A 16,226-nucleotide genomic window follows, 5' to 3' on the forward strand; every position below is an offset into this window, starting at 1 on the left:
CCATGCCGGACCGTGCGAATTTTCGCCAAATGCGGCCTTTAAGCGCCCCGCAAGGACTCGCGGTGCAGACTGGCGCCGGGTTTTCGGGGCTGCGGCGGGGTGCCGCTTGGACCCGGAGCCGTGGGGGCCGGGCATGGATGTCATTTTGCATATCGGGGCGCATCGCACCGCGACGACGACGTTTCAGGCGTGGATGCTGCAAAACGCCGATGCGCTGGCCGCGGGCGGGATCGCCTATTGGGGGCCGGACCGGACGCGGGCGGGGCTGTTCTCGGGGCTGGTGAAGCGCCCCGATCTGGTGACGCCGGAGGATGGGGCGGCGCTGTCGCGGCTGCGAACCGCGCTGGAGTTCGAGCTGGACCGGCTCGCCGATCAGGGGATGCGCCATCTGGTGATCTCGGAGGAGAACCTGCTGGGCGCGATGCCGCATTGCATGGATATGCTGACGCTCTACCCGGATGCGGCGGGGCGGCTGGAGCGTGCGCGGCAGGTGCTGGACGGGCATCTGGGCGGCGTGGCGCTGTCGATGCGGCGCTATGATATGTGGTGGTCCTCGGTTCTGTCGGTGATGGCGGGGCGGGGCGCTGGCCTGCCCGATGCGCGTGGGCTTGCGCGGCTTGCCGATCATCCGCGCGGTTGGCCGGCGGTGATCGCGCAGGCGCAGACAGCCCTTGGGGCGCCTGTCACGGTGTGGAGCCATGAGGCGCTGGGGGCGGAGCCGCAGGCCCAGCTTCAGGCGCTTGTGCCGGGCGAAGGCCTGCCTGCCGGGCTGTTCGATGCCCGCAGGCAGCGCAACGCGGCCCCGGGGCGCGCGGCGCTGCGCGAGGGGCTGGTTCGCGCCGGACACCGCGTCGCGGCAGGGCCGGGGCGCTGGATGCCTTTCGATCAGGCGCAGCGCGCGCAGATGACCGCCCGCTATCTGGAGGATCTGACCTGGTTGCGCCACGCGCCGCCGGGACTGAATTTCGTGGAAATGACGGCCGAAGACGCGGGGAAGACACCCGCCGCGGCGACAGTGGAAGAAGGATTTGGCCATGACGGACAAGAAAGAGGACTGGCGTAAGCTCGCCGAGAAGGAACTGCGTGGCAGGCCGTTCGAGGGCCTGACCTGGAACACGCTCGAAGGGATCGCGGTGAAGCCGCTTTACACCGAAGAGGACGTGGAGGGGCTCGACCATCTGGGCACCATGCCGGGCCTGTCGCCCTTCACGCGCGGCCCGCGGGCTACGATGTATGCGGGCCGTCCGTGGACGATCCGGCAATATGCGGGTTTCTCGACCGCCGAGGAGTCGAACGCCTTCTACCGCAAGGCGCTCGCCGCCGGTCAGCAGGGCGTGTCGGTGGCCTTCGACCTCGCCACCCACCGCGGCTATGACAGCGATCACCCGCGCGTCGAGGGCGATGTCGGCAAGGCGGGCGTGGCGATCGACAGCGTCGAGGACATGAAGATCCTGTTCGACGGTATCCCGCTCGATCAGATTTCGGTCTCGATGACGATGAACGGCGCGGTGATCCCGATCCTCGCCAACTTCATCGTCACCGGCGAAGAGCAGGGCCATGACCGCAGCGTTCTGTCGGGCACGATCCAGAACGACATCCTCAAGGAGTTCATGGTCCGCAACACCTATATCTATCCGCCCGAGCCCTCGATGCGGATCATTGCGGATATCATCGAATACACTTCGAACGAGATGCCGCGCTTCAACTCGATCTCGATTTCCGGCTACCACATGCAGGAGGCCGGCGCGAACCTCGTGCAGGAGCTGGCCTACACGCTGGCGGACGGGCGCGAATACGTGCGCACCGCGATCAAGGCGGGGATGGATGTCGACAAGTTCGCAGGCCGTCTGAGCTTCTTCTTCGCGATCGGGATGAACTTCTTCATGGAGGCGGCCAAGCTGCGCGCGGCGCGCCTGCTGTGGAGCCGGATCATGGAAGAGTTCGAGCCGAAGAAGCCGCAAAGCTCGATGCTGCGCACCCACTGCCAGACCTCGGGCGTCTCGCTGGCCGAGCAGGATCCCTATAACAACGTGATCCGCACGGCGTACGAGGCGATGTCGGCAGCGCTTGGCGGCACCCAGTCGCTGCACACCAACGCGCTCGACGAGGCGATCGCGCTGCCCACCGAGTTCTCGGCCCGGATCGCGCGCAACACGCAGCTGATCTTGCAGGAAGAGACCGGGATCACCAACGTGGTCGATCCGCTCGCGGGCTCCTACTACGTCGAAAGCCTCACGGCGGAACTGGCCGAGAAGGCCTGGGAGCTGATCGAGGAAGTCGAGGAGATGGGCGGCATGACGAAGGCCGTGGCCTCGGGCATGCCCAAGCTGCGCATCGAGGAGACGGCCGCCCGGCGTCAGGCGCTGATCGACCGGGGCGAGGATGTCGTGGTCGGGGTGAACAAGTATCGCCGCGAGACCGAGGACGAGCTGGATATCCTCGACATCGACAATGCGAAGGTGCGCGACAACCAGATCGCGCGACTTGAGAAGATGCGGGCCAGCCGCGACGAGGCGGCCTGCGAGGCGGCGCTGACGGAACTGACGCGCCGCGCCTCCGAGGGTGGCAACCTGCTCGAAGCGGCGGTGGAAGCTGCACGCGCCCGGGCTTCTGTGGGAGAAATTTCGATGGCGATGGAAAAGGTGTTCGGACGTCACCGCGCCGAGGTGAAGACTTTGGCTGGCGTCTACGGTGCGGCCTATGACGGCGACGAGGGCTTCGCCCAGATCCAGAAGGACGTCGAGACCTTCGCCGAGGAAGAGGGCCGCCGTCCGCGGATGCTGGTGGTGAAGATGGGTCAGGACGGCCATGACCGCGGTGCCAAGGTGATCGCGACCGCCTTCGCCGATATCGGCTTCGACGTCGATGTGGGCCCGCTGTTTCAGACGCCGGAGGAAGCCGCCCAGGACGCGATCGACAACGACGTCCATGTGGTCGGGATTTCGTCGCAGGCGGCGGGTCACAAGACGCTGGCACCGAAGCTGATCGAGGCGCTCAAGGAGAAGGGCGCCGAGGATATCATCGTGATCTGCGGCGGCGTGATCCCGCAGCAGGATTACGACTACCTCAAGAAGGCCGGTGTGAAGGCGATCTTCGGGCCGGGGACCAACATCCCGCTGGCCGCGCGCGAGATCCTCGACATCGTGCGTCAGGCGCGGGCCTGAGGGGCTCACGGGAGAGGGGGCACGGGCGAGGGGGCTCTGCCCCCGCGCTGACGCGCCCCCCGGGATATTTTGACCAAGGCGAAGTTCGGGCTTTGCTTTGAATTTGGGCGGCGCGCGGGGGAACTCTGCGCGCCGCCAGTCATTTCAAAACATTGCAACGATTTAATCACAGGGCGGATTTGCGCGGGTGCATTTCCGCCGCAGCGCGGCTAGACTTGAACCATGGACAAGCCCATCTCCCTTTGGTCGCGTATCGCGCAGGCGCTCTCCGCTCTCGGGCGGGGGGAGGCGCTGTCGACGGTCTTCGACAATCTCCGCCAGCCGCCGGAACGCTCGGTCGCTTTCACCATCGCGGTGATTGCGCTCGGGGCGAAGATGGCGAAGGCCGACGGGCAGGTCACGCGCGACGAGGTGGCGGCGTTCCGGCGCATTTTCCAGATTCCGCCGGAAGAGGAAGCCAATGCCGCGCGCGTCTTCAACATGGCGCGCACCGATGTGGCGGGCTTCGACGCCTATGCCCGCAAGATCGCCAATATGTTCGGCCCCGGCGCTGATGTGCTGAAGGACGTGCTGGAGGGCCTGTTCTTCATTGCGCTGGCCGATGGCGATTACCACGAGGGCGAGGATGCCTTCCTGCTGGAGGTCGCGCGGATCTTCGGGCTCGAGGAATGCTGTTTCCGCGCGATGCGTTCGGCCTTCGTGGAGGATGCCGATCCCGATCCGTGGACCGTGCTGGAGGTCGAGCCCGGCACACCGCTTCCCGAGGTGCGCAAGGTCTGGCGCAACAAGGTGCGCGAGGCGCATCCCGACCGGGCGATTGCCCGTGGTCTGCCTGAGGAAGCCGTGCAGCTGTCTCAGGCGCGGGTTATTGCGCTCAACAAGGCCTGGGAGGAAATCCGCGCCAGCCATGCGGAGGCGTGATGCGGATCGCCACTTGGAATATCGAGTGGTTCAACAGCCTTTTCGCGCGCAACGGGACGCTTCTCGACGATAGTGAATGGTCGGCGCGCTACAATGTGACGCGCAGCCAGCAGACCGGCGCGATCGCGATCGTGATGAGCGCGCTGGAGGCCGATGTGCTTCTGGTGGTCGAGGCGCCCGACGACAATCATCGCCACAAGACGGTGGATATGCTCGAAGGCTTCGCGGAGCGGTTCGGGTTGCGCCAGCGTCGCGCGCTTTTGGGCTTTTCGAACGACACGCAGCAGGAACTGGCGCTGCTCTATGACCCCGATATCGTGACGGCGCGGCATGACCCGCAAAGCTCGGAGGCGTGGCCGCGCTTCGATGGCAGCCTGCGGATCGACCTCGATATCGATGCGCGGATGGATACGGTCACCTTTTCCAAGCCGCCCCTCGAAGTCGCGCTGGGAACGCAGAGCGGGGAAGTACTTCGGCTGATCGGCGTGCATGTGAAGTCGAAAGCCCCGCATGGCGCGACGAGCCTCGAGACAGCCACCCGCATGGCGATCGAGAACCGGCGCAAGCAATTGGCGCAGTCGATCTGGATCCGCGGCCGCGTGGAGGAACATCTCGCGGCGGGCGACAGCCTGATCGTGCTGGGGGATTTCAACGACGGTCCGGGGCTCGACGAATACGAGAAGCTGTTCGGACGCTCGGGCGTGGAGATCGTCGCGGGCGAGGGAGGCCCGGACGCGGAGCGGCTGCACGATCCTCATGCGCGGCTGTCGAAAGCGCATCATACGGCCGCAGCCCCCAGTTCCGCGCGGTTCTATCTCGTCGATCAGAAGCAGTATTTCTCGGCCATGCTGGATTACGTGATGCTCTCGCCCGATCTGGCGGCCCGGGCGAAGAAATGGCGTATCTGGCACCCGTTCGACGATCCGCATATCTACCGCGTGCCCGAATTGCGCGAGGCGCTTTTGCAGGCCTCCGATCATTTTCCCGTCTCCGTCGATATCGACTGATCGGGGGCGTGATTTTCGCGCCGCTTCAGCGTAGGATCGGAGCTATGAAACAGCCGCTTGTCCTCGCTTTGTCGCTCGCCCTTCTGGCAACGCCCGTCTCCGCGCAGGAGGAGGGCGGCGACGCTGGCGGCGATGTCGATCGCGGATTCTCCTTGCTGCAGGAGGGCGCGCAGTCGCTGTTTCGGGGGCTCATGGGCGAGATGAAGCCGCAACTCGACGAGATGCAGAAAGGCTTGGGGGAGGCCGCGGCCCAGTTGGGGCCGAAGCTGCGCCAATTCCTCGCGCTGGTCGACGACATGTCGAATTACGGCGCGCCCGAGCGGCTGCCCAATGGCGATATCATCATGCGGCGCAACGCGGACGCGCCGCCGCCGCCGCCCCTAATGACCGAGCCGCCCGAGGATGCGCCGCAGAAAGACGGCCCGAACCAAGGCGGGCCGATCGAGATCCCGGAGGGCGGGATCGAGCTTTAATCGGTGATGATCGGCTCGGCCTTCAGCGCATTCGCGAGCGAGCGGAAGCGCGACTCGGCAACCTCGCCCATCAGCGCCTTGCCGCGCTTGGTCAGCTTCAGTTCCAGCTCGCCCTTCTTGGCCGAATATTTCAGCTCGCCCGCATCGGCGGGGCTGTGGGTCGCGAACATCGAGCCGAAGCGCATCGCCTTACCCAGAACCTCGGCCTCCTGAATCTGCTCTTCCGTCAGCAGCGGCAGGAAGGGTTCCAGCCGCGATCCGCCGCGCGAGTTCTTGTAGCGGTGCAGCAGCGCCACGCCGAGCCAGATCCGCTCGGGGTGGGACATGGCGGAATAGTTCGCGCGGGTGACGTTCTCGAAACAGGCCTCGGCGCGGTAATCGGGATGGGTGCGCCACGTCGTGTCATGCAGCAGGCAGGCCGCACGGACGAGGCGAAATTTCTCGGGCGGAAGGGGCCCGAAAATCGGTTCGATGAAGGCGTGGAGCTTCTTGCCGAATCCGGGCATCCGGCTCATCACGCGCTCGGTATGGCGCGCGGCTTCCACCAGCGGATCGCGGCGGCGCAGCCGTTCGGGCATCTGTTCGTAAAGCAGCCCTTCGCGGATCCCATAGGCAGAGACGTCGATCTCCTTGGGCTCGAAGGTGGCGATCAACTCGCGCAGCACCTGGCTTGCCAGCGGGACGAGTTCCATCCGCGCCGAGGAGGTGCCGGTTTTCGCGCGCAGCTTCTCCATGTCGGATTTCCCGATCCACTCGATCGTCTCGCCCAGCTCGTCGGGCTTCATCCGGTATTCGTGCTGCACGAGGAGCGGGTAGTCGCGTCGCTCCATGTCGAGACGTGCGATGGCGCGCCACGAGCCGCCGACGAGGTAGATGCGTTCGTGTTCGGTGCCGACCTTCTCGGCCAGCTCCTGCATCGTCGCCTGAATATGGGCGGTGATCGCTTTCTTGCCGCCCGGGATCTGCTGCAGGCGGAAGGGGCCAAGCTGTGAGGTGGCGCGACGCCAGACCTTGCCGCCGCGAATCTCGGCCAATTCCATGGAGTTGCCGCCGATATCGCAGACGAGGCCCTCTGCCTCGGGCCAGCCCAGAAGCACCCCTTGCGCGGACAGCCGGGCCTCTTCCAGCCCGTCGACGATATGGACCTTGAGGCCGGTCTCTTTCTCGATCTTGCGGTGAAACTCGGGGCCGTCCTCGGCATCGCGCATCGCGGCGGTGGCGACGCAGGTGAGCGGGCCGATGTCCATCCCCTCGGCGAGCGCGGCAAAGCGTTTGAGCGCGGTCAGCCCGCGTTCGCGTCCCTCGGGATTGAGCCTGCCGGTTTCTGCCAGACCTTGGCCGAGACCCGCCATGACCTTCTCGTTGAAGAAATAGGCGGGGCTGCGCGCCGCGCCGTCAAAGACCACCATCCGGATCGAGTTGGAGCCGATATCGACGACGCCGACGCGCGAGAGCGCGCGCACGGACGGGTCATCGAAGAGAGGCTGGCCGAACGGATCCCAATCGTCGCTGTCATCAACTGCCGGCGCCGCTTTGTCTTTGCTCATCTGCCCGTCCGTTCGAGTCGTTCGCACCCAAAGCTAGGGCTAGTCGAAGCTATGGGCAAGTTCGGGAACGTCGCTTGCCCCAGCGGAACCCCGGCCCGAGAGCGAGGGGTATTCCATGAAAAACCGGTGGCAGGAGAACAGGTCCTCGCGGTCGTCGGGCAGGTGGCGGATGAACTTGCCGTCGGGCTGCAAAATCCAGCTCTGCGCCTCGTCGGCCATGTTCGCCGCCATGATCTGGCTGACGATCTGCGCCTTCACCGTGGGGTTCTTGGCCTCCACCAGCGTCTCCACCCGGCGATTGAGGTTGCGCCCCATCCAGTCGGCGGAGGAGAAGAACACCCGCGCGTCGTTCGACGGCAGGGCGTGGCCATTGCCGAAGCACACGATGCGCGAATGCTCCAGGAATCGCCCGACGATGGATTTGACGCGGATATTCTCGGACAGGCCCTTGATGCCGGGGCGGATGCCGCAGATGCCGCGGATCACAAGCGAGATTTTCACCCCCGCCTGCGACGCCCGGTAGAGCGCGTCGATCACGTCGGATTCGATCAGCGAGTTCATCTTCGCCCAGATCGCCGCGGGTTTGCCCGCCTTGGCGTGCTCGATCTCCCGGTCGATCAGGTCGAGCAGGCGCGGCTTCAGCGTTATCGGCGAGATGGCGAGGTTCTCCAGACCCTCGGGCTGCACGTAGCCCGAGAGGTAGTTGAAGACCTTGGTGGCATCGCGCCCCAGCGCCGCGTCGCAGGTGAAGAAGCTCAGATCGGTATAAATCTTCGCCGTGATCGGGTGGTAATTGCCCGTGCCGTAATGGGTATAGGTCACGAGATGATCGCCCTCGCGGCGCACCACCGTCGAGATCTTGGCGTGGGTCTTGTAGTTGATGAACCCATAGACGACATGGGCGCCCGCGCGCTCCAGACGGCGCGACTGGCGGATATTGGCGGCCTCGTCGAACCGGGCTTTCAGCTCGACCAGAGCGGTCACCGATTTGCCGTTCTCCGCCGCCTCACACAGCGAGGACACGACGGGGCTGTCCTTCGACGTCCGATAGAGCGTCTGCTTGATCGCCAGCACGTTGGGATCGTTCGCCGCCTGATCGATGAAGCGCACCACCAGATCGAAGGTCTCATAGGGATGGTGCAGAAGGATGTCCTTCTGCTTGATCGCGGCGAACATGTCGCCCTCGTGGTCCTGCACGCGTTCGGGCACACGCGGGGTGAAGGTCGGCCAGAGCAGATCGGGCCGCTCGTTCAGGATGAGTTCCTTCACATCGGCAATGCCGACCAGACCCTTTTCCTCGACCACCTCGTCGGGATCGACATGCAGCTCGCGCATCACCAGCGCCTGCAAATCTTCGGGGGCGCCGGGAGAGACCGACATGCGGATGACCTGCCCGCGGCGGCGGCGTTTCAGCGCGGTCTCGAATTCGCGCACGAGGTCTTCGGCCTCGTCCTCAACCTCCAGATCGCTGTCGCGCAGCACCCGGAACGAGCACGAGCCCACATCCTTGTAGCCCGGGAAGAGCGAGCTCAGATGCAGCATCAGAAGCTGTTCGAGCGGCAGGAACCGCGCCTCGCCCGGAAGGCGCACGAAACGGTCGATCTGCGCCGGGATCGGCAAGAGCGCCTGCAACCGGCGCTGATCGCTTTCCCGCTCCAGCTCCAGCGCGAGGCAGAAGCCGGTATTCGGGATGAAGGGGAAGGGGTGCGCGGGGTCGATCGCCAGCGGCGAGAGCACCGGGAAGACGTTGTTGAGGAAGTGATCCGAGAGGAAATCGAGATCGCGCTTGGTCAGCCGCGAGCGGCTTACGACATGGATGCCTTCGCGCTCCATCTCGCGCTTGAGCGCCGACCACGTCGCCTGCTGGGTATCCATCAGCCGCCGGGCGTTGGCGTTGATCTTCTCCAGCTGCTCGGCCGGGGTGAGCCCGTCATCGGAGGCGTTCACGTTGCTCTCGCGCACGAGCTCCATCAGGCCCGCCACGCGCACGGTGTAGAATTCGTCGAGGTTGGTGGCCGAGATCGACAGGAAGCGCACGCGTTCCAAGAGCGGCACACGCGGATTGCGCGACTCTTCCAGAACCCGCCAGTTGAAGGCCAGCCAGCTCAGTTCCCGGTTGAAGAACCGGCCCGGTCCGCTGATCTCCGACTCGGGCAGTGTGATCGGCGTGGGGAAGGGGGTCTTGAGGAAATCTGCTTGGGTCATGGCGCGCTTATCGTTGGATTTTGTAATGGCTCCGTGACAGTTTGCGCGGCTCAGTCGAGACTGTCCAGAACCTCCGCCGCCAGTCTTTGAGTGATCGCACGGCGTTGTGCGAGCGCCTGCCGATCGAGCGCCGCGACCAGTTTGCGCGCGGTCGCTAGAGAGCGGTCCATCCGCGTGACCAGCCAGCCGATCAGGTTCGGCGGCACGGTCAATTGCCGGTCCGAAAACAGCTTCACCAGAACGGCCGCCAGCAGCGCGTCATCGGGGGGCGTGATCCGCACCGTCGCGGTCGCCTCCATCCGGCTGATCAGATCGGGCAGGGTCATCCCCCAGTCGCGCGGCGGCGTGCGCGCGGTCAGCAAAAGCCGCCCGCCCTCGGCCTGCATCAGGTTGTGCAGGTGAAACAGCGCGCGCTGGCCAGCCTCATCCGCGCCGATCCTCTCGGCCCTTTCGATCACGGCGGCCCCTTTCGCGACGAGGGCAGGGGCCATCTCTTCGGTCAGATCGCGCGCGGGCAGGATGTCGGCGCCCTGTTCATCGGCCCAGATCGTCGCGAGATGCGTCTTGCCCGCCCCTTCCGGCCCGATCAGGATCATCCGGCCCAGCGGCCATGTTTCGGGCGCATCGAGGGTCGTCACCGCCAGCGCATTGGCTGGCGAGATGAAGAAGTCTTCACGCCCCTGCGCGGAACGCAGGTGCAGCGGGAAGGTCAACTGCTCGGCCATTCTCAGCTCTCGTGTTCGGTCGTCTCGGTCGCGCCCGTCACTTCCCCGGTCTCCTCGTTGATGAGAGAGATCGGCGAATGGGCTGTCGGCTCGCGCTCCGTTTGCCCTCGGTAAAGCGCCCCTTGCAGATATTGGTCGATGAAGAAGCGCGCAACCACTCCGATCACCGCAGCGACGGGAACGGCGACCAACATACCAACAAAACCGAACAAAGTGCCGAAAGCGGACAGCGCGAAGATCAGCCAGAGCGGATGCAGCCCGACCGAATCGCCCACCAGTTTCGGGGTGACGAAATTGCCTTCGAGAAATTGACCGAGCACGAAGATGCCCGCGACGATGCCGATATTGAACCACTCGCCCCAGAACTGGAACAGCGCGAGGCCGATGGCGAGCGCGCCGCCGATGATCGCCCCGATATAGGGGATGAAGGTCAGCGCGCCTGCGACCGAGCCCACCAGCAGCCCGAAATCGAGCCCCGCTGCCATCAGCGCGATCGCGTAGAAGCCGCCGAGCACGAGGCAGACCGTGACTTGACCGCGCACGAAGCCCGAGAGCACCCGGTCGATATCGCGGGCGATCGTGCGGATCGTGTGGACGTGATCGCGCGGCAGCCAGCCGTCGACCTTCGCCACCATCCGATCCCAGTCGAGCAGCATGTAGAAGGCCACGACCGGCACCACGACGATGAAGACGATGACGTTCACCAGCGTCATCGCCGAACTCAGCAGGGTCGCGGCCAATTCACCGCCCCGCGCCTTGATCGCGGTGCCGAGCGTATTGAGCGTGTCGTTCACGACCGAGTTTTGCAGGAGATTGGGGAAACGCTCGTTCAGGAAGGCCTGCAACGAGGCCAGAAGATCGGGGGCGAGGGCGACGAGCTGTCCCAACTGCCGTGCCAGCATCGGCACCACGGCCAGCGCAAGGATCACGAAAATCAGCACCGTCGCCAGCCCGATGATCGCGGTCGAAGCCGCGCGGCTCAGCCCCAGCTTCTCCAGCCGGTCTGCGAGCGGGTCGAGGAAATAGGCTATCGCGCCACCCATGATGAAGGGCAGGATGACATTGCCCAGCCACCACAGCGACAGGATCAGCACCAAGGCGGCGACGGACCAATAGGTGACTTGCTGGCGGGCAGGCAGAGCCATGCGCGGTCCTTTGTCAGTGATGCGTTCGCTCTAACGTGGCGAAATGCGGTGGGAAATCAAGTGCGGGCGCACGCGCCCCTTCCTCTTGGCGGAAATATCCCGGGGGAGGCGCGGATGCGCCGGGGGCGGAGCCCCCTCATAGGCGACACCCGCAACCTGCGCCACCATCTTGCCCAACGCCCCCGTTTCCTCTAGGCCAAACGCAACGTCTGACATCAACCCTCGAAGGACCGCTCATGCGCCTGTCCCGCTATTTTCTTCCCGTTCTCAAGGAAACCCCCGCCGAGGCCCAGATCGCCTCGCATCGGCTGATGCTGCGTGCGGGCATGATCAAGCAGCAGCAGGCCGGGATTTATTCCTGGCTGCCGATGGGCTTCAAGGTGCTGCGCCGGATCGAGCAGATCGTGCATGAAGAGCAGGCGCGTGCCGGCCACCTCGCGATCCAGATGCCGACGCTGCAATCGGCCGATCTGTGGCGCGAGTCGGGCCGCTATGACGGCTATGGCGAAGAGATGCTGCGGATCACCGACCGTCAGGGGCGCGATATGCTCTACTCGCCCACCGCCGAGGAGATGGTCACCGATATCTTCCGCGCGCATGTGTCGAGCTACAAGCAGCTGCCGCTGACGCTCTATCAGATCCAGTGGAAATTCCGCGACGAGATCCGTCCGCGCTTCGGCGTGATGCGCGGCCGCGAATTCCTGATGAAGGACGGCTACAACTTCGATCTGTCGAAGGAAGACGCGCTGCACGCCTATAACCGCCACCTCGTCAGCTACCTGCGCACCTATGAGCGCATGGGGCTGCAGGCGATCCCGATGCGTGCCGATAGCGGCCCGATCGGTGGCGATTACACCCATGAATTCCTCGTGCTGGCGGAAACGGGCGAGTCGGAGGTCTTCTACGATAGCGAGATCACCGATCTGACCTTCGGCGACCGTGAGATCGATTACGACGACGTGGCGCAGTGCCAGAGCGTGCTGGAAGAGTTCACCTCGCGCTACGCCCGCACCGACGAGACCCATGACGAGGCGGCCTTCAACGAGGTCCCGGAAGAGCGTCGCCGCGTCGCGCGCGGCATCGAGGTCGGTCAGATCTTCTATTTCGGCACGCAATATTCCGAGGCGCTGGGCGCGAGTGTCCAGACCCCGGACGGTTCGAAAGTCCCGGTCCATATGGGCTCGCACGGGATCGGCGTGAGCCGTCTCGTCGGCGCGCTCATCGAGGCGAACCACGACGACAAGGGCATCATCTGGCCCGAGGGCGTGACGCCGTTCCATGTCGGTATCGTCAACCTCAAGCAGGGCGATGTCAGCTGCGACAGCGCCTGCGAAGCGCTCTACCGCGCGTTCCTCGATCACGGGCTCGACCCGCTCTATGACGACCGCGAAGAGCGCGCAGGCGCGAAATTCGCCACCATGGACCTGATCGGTCTGCCGTGGCGCATCACCGTCGGTCCGCGCGGGATCGCGGCCAACAAGGTGGAACTGACCTGCCGCCGCACCGGCGAGAGCGAGGAGATGCCGGCGGAAGAGGCGGTCGAGAAGATCGTGAGCATCTATGCGGGGCTTTGATCTGATCATTGCTGCGGTCGCGGCGGGCCTGCTCGCCGGGCCCGCTATGGCCGAAGGCACGGGGCAGAGTGCCCGGCAGGGCCTCGTCGCGTGGTCGAGCGAGGCGCTCGGCATCTCGGCGAAAGTGCCGCAGGGCTGGACGTCGGATGAGATGCCGGGGGGCGGGATCCTGTTCTCCGCCCCCGATATCGACCCGCACAAGACCGCCCATGTCGCGCTGCGCGCCCATGCCGATCAGGGGTCTGATCTGACCGCTGCGCATGATCAGCTCCTGCACACGATCCTGCTCGATGGCGATACGGTGCTGTCGGACGATGTGACCGAGGACGGGTTTGCAATCCGCTCCAAGGACTCGTTCGGCAAGGTGACGCTGCGCAAGACCGAGCGGCTCGATTGCGCGGGTGGGGCGGTGCTCGCCTCCGTGCAGACCGATTACCCAGCCGATCTGGCCGAGGGCATGGCACCGCTTCTGGCGGATGTGCCCGGCACGTTGGGCTGCAAATAGGGGCTCTGCCCCCGCCCGTTCCGGGCTCCCCCGGGATATTTCGACCAAGCCGAAACAGGCGCGCTCTCGCCGCTATGACCGGGCGCAGGCTTGACCTTTCGACCCCGCCGCGCCAGCTTGCGCCGAATTTTCGTGGATGGAGCCGATGGCCGCACGCACTGCCCCGTTTTCCCGTTTCGAGTTCATGATCGCATGGCGCTATCTGCGCGCGCGCCGCGCCGAAGGTGGCGTCTCGGTCATGACATGGATTTCCCTGATCGGCATCGCGCTTGGCGTCGCCGCCCTGATCGCGACGCTTGCCGTGCGCGCGGGCTTCCGCGCCGAGTTCGTCTCGACCATCGTGGGATCGAACCCGCAGATCACGGTCTATTCTGCACCGATGGAAGTGGCCGAGGGCTCGGGCGTCTATTCCAAGCTGATCCGCGACTATGCCGCGCGCACCGACCGGATCAAGGCGATCCCCGGCGTGGTGAGCGCAGCCCCGGCGGTGCGCGGTCAGGCGATGGTCAGCTTCGGCGACCGCTCGAACGTGGCGGATGTTTACGGGCTGGCGCTGTCGGATCTGAAGAACATCCCCAATATCGCGCATTCCGACGACGCGCAGGGCGATATCGACAATTACGGTGAAGGTATCGCGATCGGCATCGGGATGGCGCGCGATCTGGGCGTGACGGTGGGCGACACGGTCAAGGTGATCTCGCCCAACGGGGCCAAGACGCCGTCGGGCACGAGCCCGCGGGTGAATGCCTACAAGGTCTCGTATGTCTTCTCGGCCGGGCGCTACGACATCGACCAGACGCGGCTTTATATGCCGTTCAAGGAGGCGCAGGGCTTCTTCAACCGCGAGGGCGGGGTGGACGAGATCGACGTGGATGTCGCCGATCCGGAAGGCATCGCCGAATGGGAGCCCGCGATCATGGATGCGAGCGGCAAGGGCACGCTTTTGTGGACGTGGAAGGACGCCTCTTCGAGCTTCCTGCGCGCGCTCTCGGTCGAGGATAACGTGATGTTCATCATCCTCTCGATCCTCGTGCTGATCGCCTCGATGAACATCACCTCGGGGCTGATCATGTTGGTGAAGAACAAGGGGCGCGATATCGGTATCCTGCGGACGATGGGGCTTAGCGAGGGCTCGATCCTGCGGGTCTTCTTCCTGTGCGGGGCCTTCACCGGGGTGATCGGGACGCTGGCCGGTCTGGGAATCGGGGTGCTGTTCTCGGTGAATATCGACCACGTCATGGGCTTCGTGAACTGGCTCAATGGTGGCGATGCCTGGGACCCGTCGATCCGCGGCATCTATCATCTGCCAGCGAAATTGCAGCCCTGGGACGTGACCAAGGCGGTGGCGCTGTCGCTGACGCTGAGCTTCATCGTGACCATCTTCCCGGCGCGCCGTGCTGCGCGCATGAACCCGGTGGAGGCGCTGCGCTATGAATGACGTGCTGATCTGCGAACAGTTGGAAAAGTGCTACAATCGGGGCAAGCCGAACGAGATCACGGTGCTCAAAGGTCTCGATCTGACGATTCCGAAAGGGCAGGTCGTGGCGCTGGTCGCGCCTTCGGGGGCGGGGAAATCGACGCTTCTGCATATCGCGGGGCTGCTCGACACCCCCGATTCCGGCCGGGTTCTGATCGATGGCGAAAACCTGAGCGGCGCGCGCGATGGCAAACGCACGGCGGCCCGGCGCGAGAAGCTGGGCTTCGTCTACCAGTTCCACCACCTGCTGCCGGAGTTCTCGGCGGTCGAGAATATCGTACTGCCGCAGCTGGCCAATGGCGTCAGCCGCAAGGCGGCGGAAGAGCGGGCCAAGGACCTCTTGAGCCGCGTTGGTATGGCGGGCCGGATGGATCACCGCCCCTCGGCGCTGTCGGGTGGCGAGCAGCAGCGTGTGGCGTTCTGCCGGGCGCTCGCGAACGGGCCGAGCCTGTTGCTGGCCGACGAGCCCACCGGCAATCTCGATCCGGCCACCTCGGATACGGTGTTCGACGTTCTGATGGGGCTGGTGCGCGAGACGGGTCTGTCGGCGCTGATCGCGACGCATAACATGGAGCTCGCCGCCAAGATGGACCGCGTGTTGCATCTGGATAACGGCGCGCTGGAGGAGGGGATATGATCGTTTACGGGATTTCGACCTGCGACACGGTGCGTAAGGCGCGCAAGGCGCTGGAGGCGGCCGGGCGCGATGTGGCGTTCCGCGACGTGCGGGCTGAGCCTTTGAGCGCCGCCGAGGTCGCGGAATTCGAGGCGGCCTTCGGCGACAAGATCGTCAACCGCGCCTCCACGACGTGGCGCAATCTGCCGGAGGGTGAGCGCGAAAAGCCCGTCGCCGATCTGCTGAGCGAACACCCCGCGCTGATGAAGCGCCCGGTGATCCGCGAGGGCGACAAGCTGACGCTGGGCTGGGCGAAGGCCACGCAGGCCGAGTGGCTCTGAGAGGGGAGCCCCTCATCGAAGACTGAGACAGAAAAACGGCGCGCATCCCGCGATGCGCGCCGTTTCAAATCCTTACCGTCCGATCACCCGATCAGAGCAGGACCAGATCCGATGCCGAGGAGCGGCCGTCGCGACCCGACTGCAGCTCATATTGGATCTTCTGATTGTCATCGAGCCCCTTGAGACCCGCACGCTCGACAGCAGAGATGTGCACGAACACGTCCTTGCCGCCTTCGTCGGGCGCGATGAAGCCGTAACCCTTGGTGGAATTGAACCATTTCACGGTGCCAGTGGCCATTACCGTCTTCTCCTTCGTAGTCTCCCGGCGCGATATTGCGTCCGGGCCGTGCAGCCAGTCTCTTTCGGGTCTTCCGGCTGCCTTTTTCAGAAGCGAGGCGGTAGGAAAGTCTGTAACACACGCATATTCAAGTCTCTCCGAGAATTGCGAAAATGCAATGACATTCCATGAGGGGCGTAAGCTCCTCACAGGTCTGTGAAAATTCCGGATCAGCCTGAATTTGCGGCA

15 protein-coding genes are annotated in these 16,226 nt (G+C 64.9%); 10 read left to right on the forward strand and 5 right to left on the reverse strand.

Features of this window, described 5'->3' with window-relative positions:
• The first annotated feature begins 133 nt into the window (after nucleotides 1–133).
• The 5 genes from BMI89_RS15640 to BMI89_RS15660 all read left to right on the forward strand — a co-directional run bounded on the left by BMI89_RS15640 (nucleotide 134) and on the right by BMI89_RS15660 (nucleotide 5,565).
• Nucleotides 134–1,063 carry a hypothetical protein gene (locus BMI89_RS15640; protein WP_078571737.1) on the forward strand — a complete coding sequence of 310 codons (930 nt, stop codon included), beginning with the start codon at nucleotides 134–136 and terminating at the stop codon, nucleotides 1,061–1,063.
• On the forward strand, nucleotides 1,035–3,164 hold the full coding sequence (scpA, locus tag BMI89_RS15645; RefSeq protein WP_078571738.1) for a methylmalonyl-CoA mutase: 2,130 nt from the start codon (nucleotides 1,035–1,037) through the stop codon (nucleotides 3,162–3,164). The genes BMI89_RS15640 and scpA overlap by 29 nt, the downstream gene beginning before the upstream one ends.
• Before the next feature lie 234 nt (nucleotides 3,165–3,398).
• A complete protein-coding gene (locus tag BMI89_RS15650) occupies nucleotides 3,399–4,085 on the forward strand; it encodes a TerB family tellurite resistance protein (protein WP_078571821.1) in 687 nt (228 codons plus the stop codon).
• Nucleotides 4,085–5,092, forward strand: coding sequence for an endonuclease/exonuclease/phosphatase family protein (locus BMI89_RS15655; RefSeq protein ID WP_078571739.1), 1,008 nt, complete (start codon nucleotides 4,085–4,087; stop codon nucleotides 5,090–5,092). Before BMI89_RS15650 ends, BMI89_RS15655 begins: the two co-directional genes overlap by 1 nt.
• A 44-nt stretch (nucleotides 5,093–5,136) precedes the next feature.
• Nucleotides 5,137–5,565, forward strand: a complete 429-nt coding sequence (locus tag BMI89_RS15660) for a hypothetical protein (RefSeq protein WP_078571740.1) — start codon at nucleotides 5,137–5,139, stop codon at nucleotides 5,563–5,565.
• Here BMI89_RS15660 and BMI89_RS15665 read toward each other — a convergent pair.
• Genes BMI89_RS15665 through BMI89_RS15680 form a run of 4 tightly spaced genes read right to left on the reverse strand, consistent with a single transcriptional unit; the run spans nucleotide 5,562 to nucleotide 11,187 of the window.
• Nucleotides 5,562–7,112, reverse strand: a complete 1,551-nt coding sequence (locus BMI89_RS15665) for a Ppx/GppA family phosphatase (protein ID WP_078571741.1) — start codon at nucleotides 7,110–7,112, stop codon at nucleotides 5,562–5,564. The genes BMI89_RS15660 and BMI89_RS15665 overlap by 4 nt on opposite strands.
• A gap of 39 nt (nucleotides 7,113–7,151) precedes the next feature.
• A complete protein-coding gene (locus tag BMI89_RS15670; protein ID WP_078522846.1) occupies nucleotides 7,152–9,317 on the reverse strand; it encodes an RNA degradosome polyphosphate kinase in 2,166 nt (721 codons plus the stop codon).
• 50 nt (nucleotides 9,318–9,367) lie between these two features.
• Entirely contained in the window at nucleotides 9,368–10,042 is a 675-nt protein-coding gene (locus BMI89_RS15675) for a DnaA/Hda family protein (RefSeq protein ID WP_078571742.1), read from the reverse strand.
• 2 nt (nucleotides 10,043–10,044) lie between these two features.
• Nucleotides 10,045–11,187 (reverse strand): AI-2E family transporter, encoded by a 1,143-nt coding sequence (locus tag BMI89_RS15680; protein ID WP_078571743.1) that lies wholly within the window; start codon nucleotides 11,185–11,187, stop codon nucleotides 10,045–10,047.
• A gap of 236 nt (nucleotides 11,188–11,423) precedes the next feature.
• Here BMI89_RS15680 and proS point away from each other — a divergent pair, with 236 nt between their 5' ends.
• The 5 genes from proS (at nucleotide 11,424) to BMI89_RS15705 (ending at nucleotide 15,700) form a co-directional block, all read left to right on the forward strand.
• Complete coding sequence (gene proS, locus BMI89_RS15685) at nucleotides 11,424–12,761, forward strand: proline--tRNA ligase (protein ID WP_078571744.1); 1,338 nt, start codon at nucleotides 11,424–11,426, stop codon at nucleotides 12,759–12,761.
• Nucleotides 12,748–13,266 carry a hypothetical protein gene (locus tag BMI89_RS15690; protein ID WP_078571745.1) on the forward strand — a complete coding sequence of 173 codons (519 nt, stop codon included), beginning with the start codon at nucleotides 12,748–12,750 and terminating at the stop codon, nucleotides 13,264–13,266. Before proS ends, BMI89_RS15690 begins: the two co-directional genes overlap by 14 nt.
• Nucleotides 13,267–13,411: 145 nt before the next feature.
• Nucleotides 13,412–14,704, forward strand: a complete 1,293-nt coding sequence (locus BMI89_RS15695; RefSeq protein ID WP_078571747.1) for a lipoprotein-releasing ABC transporter permease subunit — start codon at nucleotides 13,412–13,414, stop codon at nucleotides 14,702–14,704.
• On the forward strand, nucleotides 14,697–15,380 hold the full coding sequence (locus BMI89_RS15700; RefSeq protein ID WP_078571748.1) for an ABC transporter ATP-binding protein: 684 nt from the start codon (nucleotides 14,697–14,699) through the stop codon (nucleotides 15,378–15,380). The genes BMI89_RS15695 and BMI89_RS15700 overlap by 8 nt, the downstream gene beginning before the upstream one ends.
• On the forward strand, nucleotides 15,377–15,700 hold the full coding sequence (locus BMI89_RS15705) for an ArsC/Spx/MgsR family protein (protein WP_078571750.1): 324 nt from the start codon (nucleotides 15,377–15,379) through the stop codon (nucleotides 15,698–15,700). Before BMI89_RS15700 ends, BMI89_RS15705 begins: the two co-directional genes overlap by 4 nt.
• Nucleotides 15,701–15,791: 91 nt before the next feature.
• Here the strand turns inward: BMI89_RS15705 and BMI89_RS15710 are convergent, their stop codons facing one another.
• Entirely contained in the window at nucleotides 15,792–15,998 is a 207-nt protein-coding gene (locus tag BMI89_RS15710) for a cold-shock protein (RefSeq protein ID WP_075775516.1), read from the reverse strand.
• Between the last annotated feature and the right edge of the window lie 228 nt (nucleotides 15,999–16,226).

It is taken from the genome of Thioclava sp. F36-7 (genome assembly GCF_002020075.1).
GTDB classification, from domain to species: Bacteria; Pseudomonadota; Alphaproteobacteria; order Rhodobacterales; family Rhodobacteraceae; genus Thioclava; species Thioclava sediminum.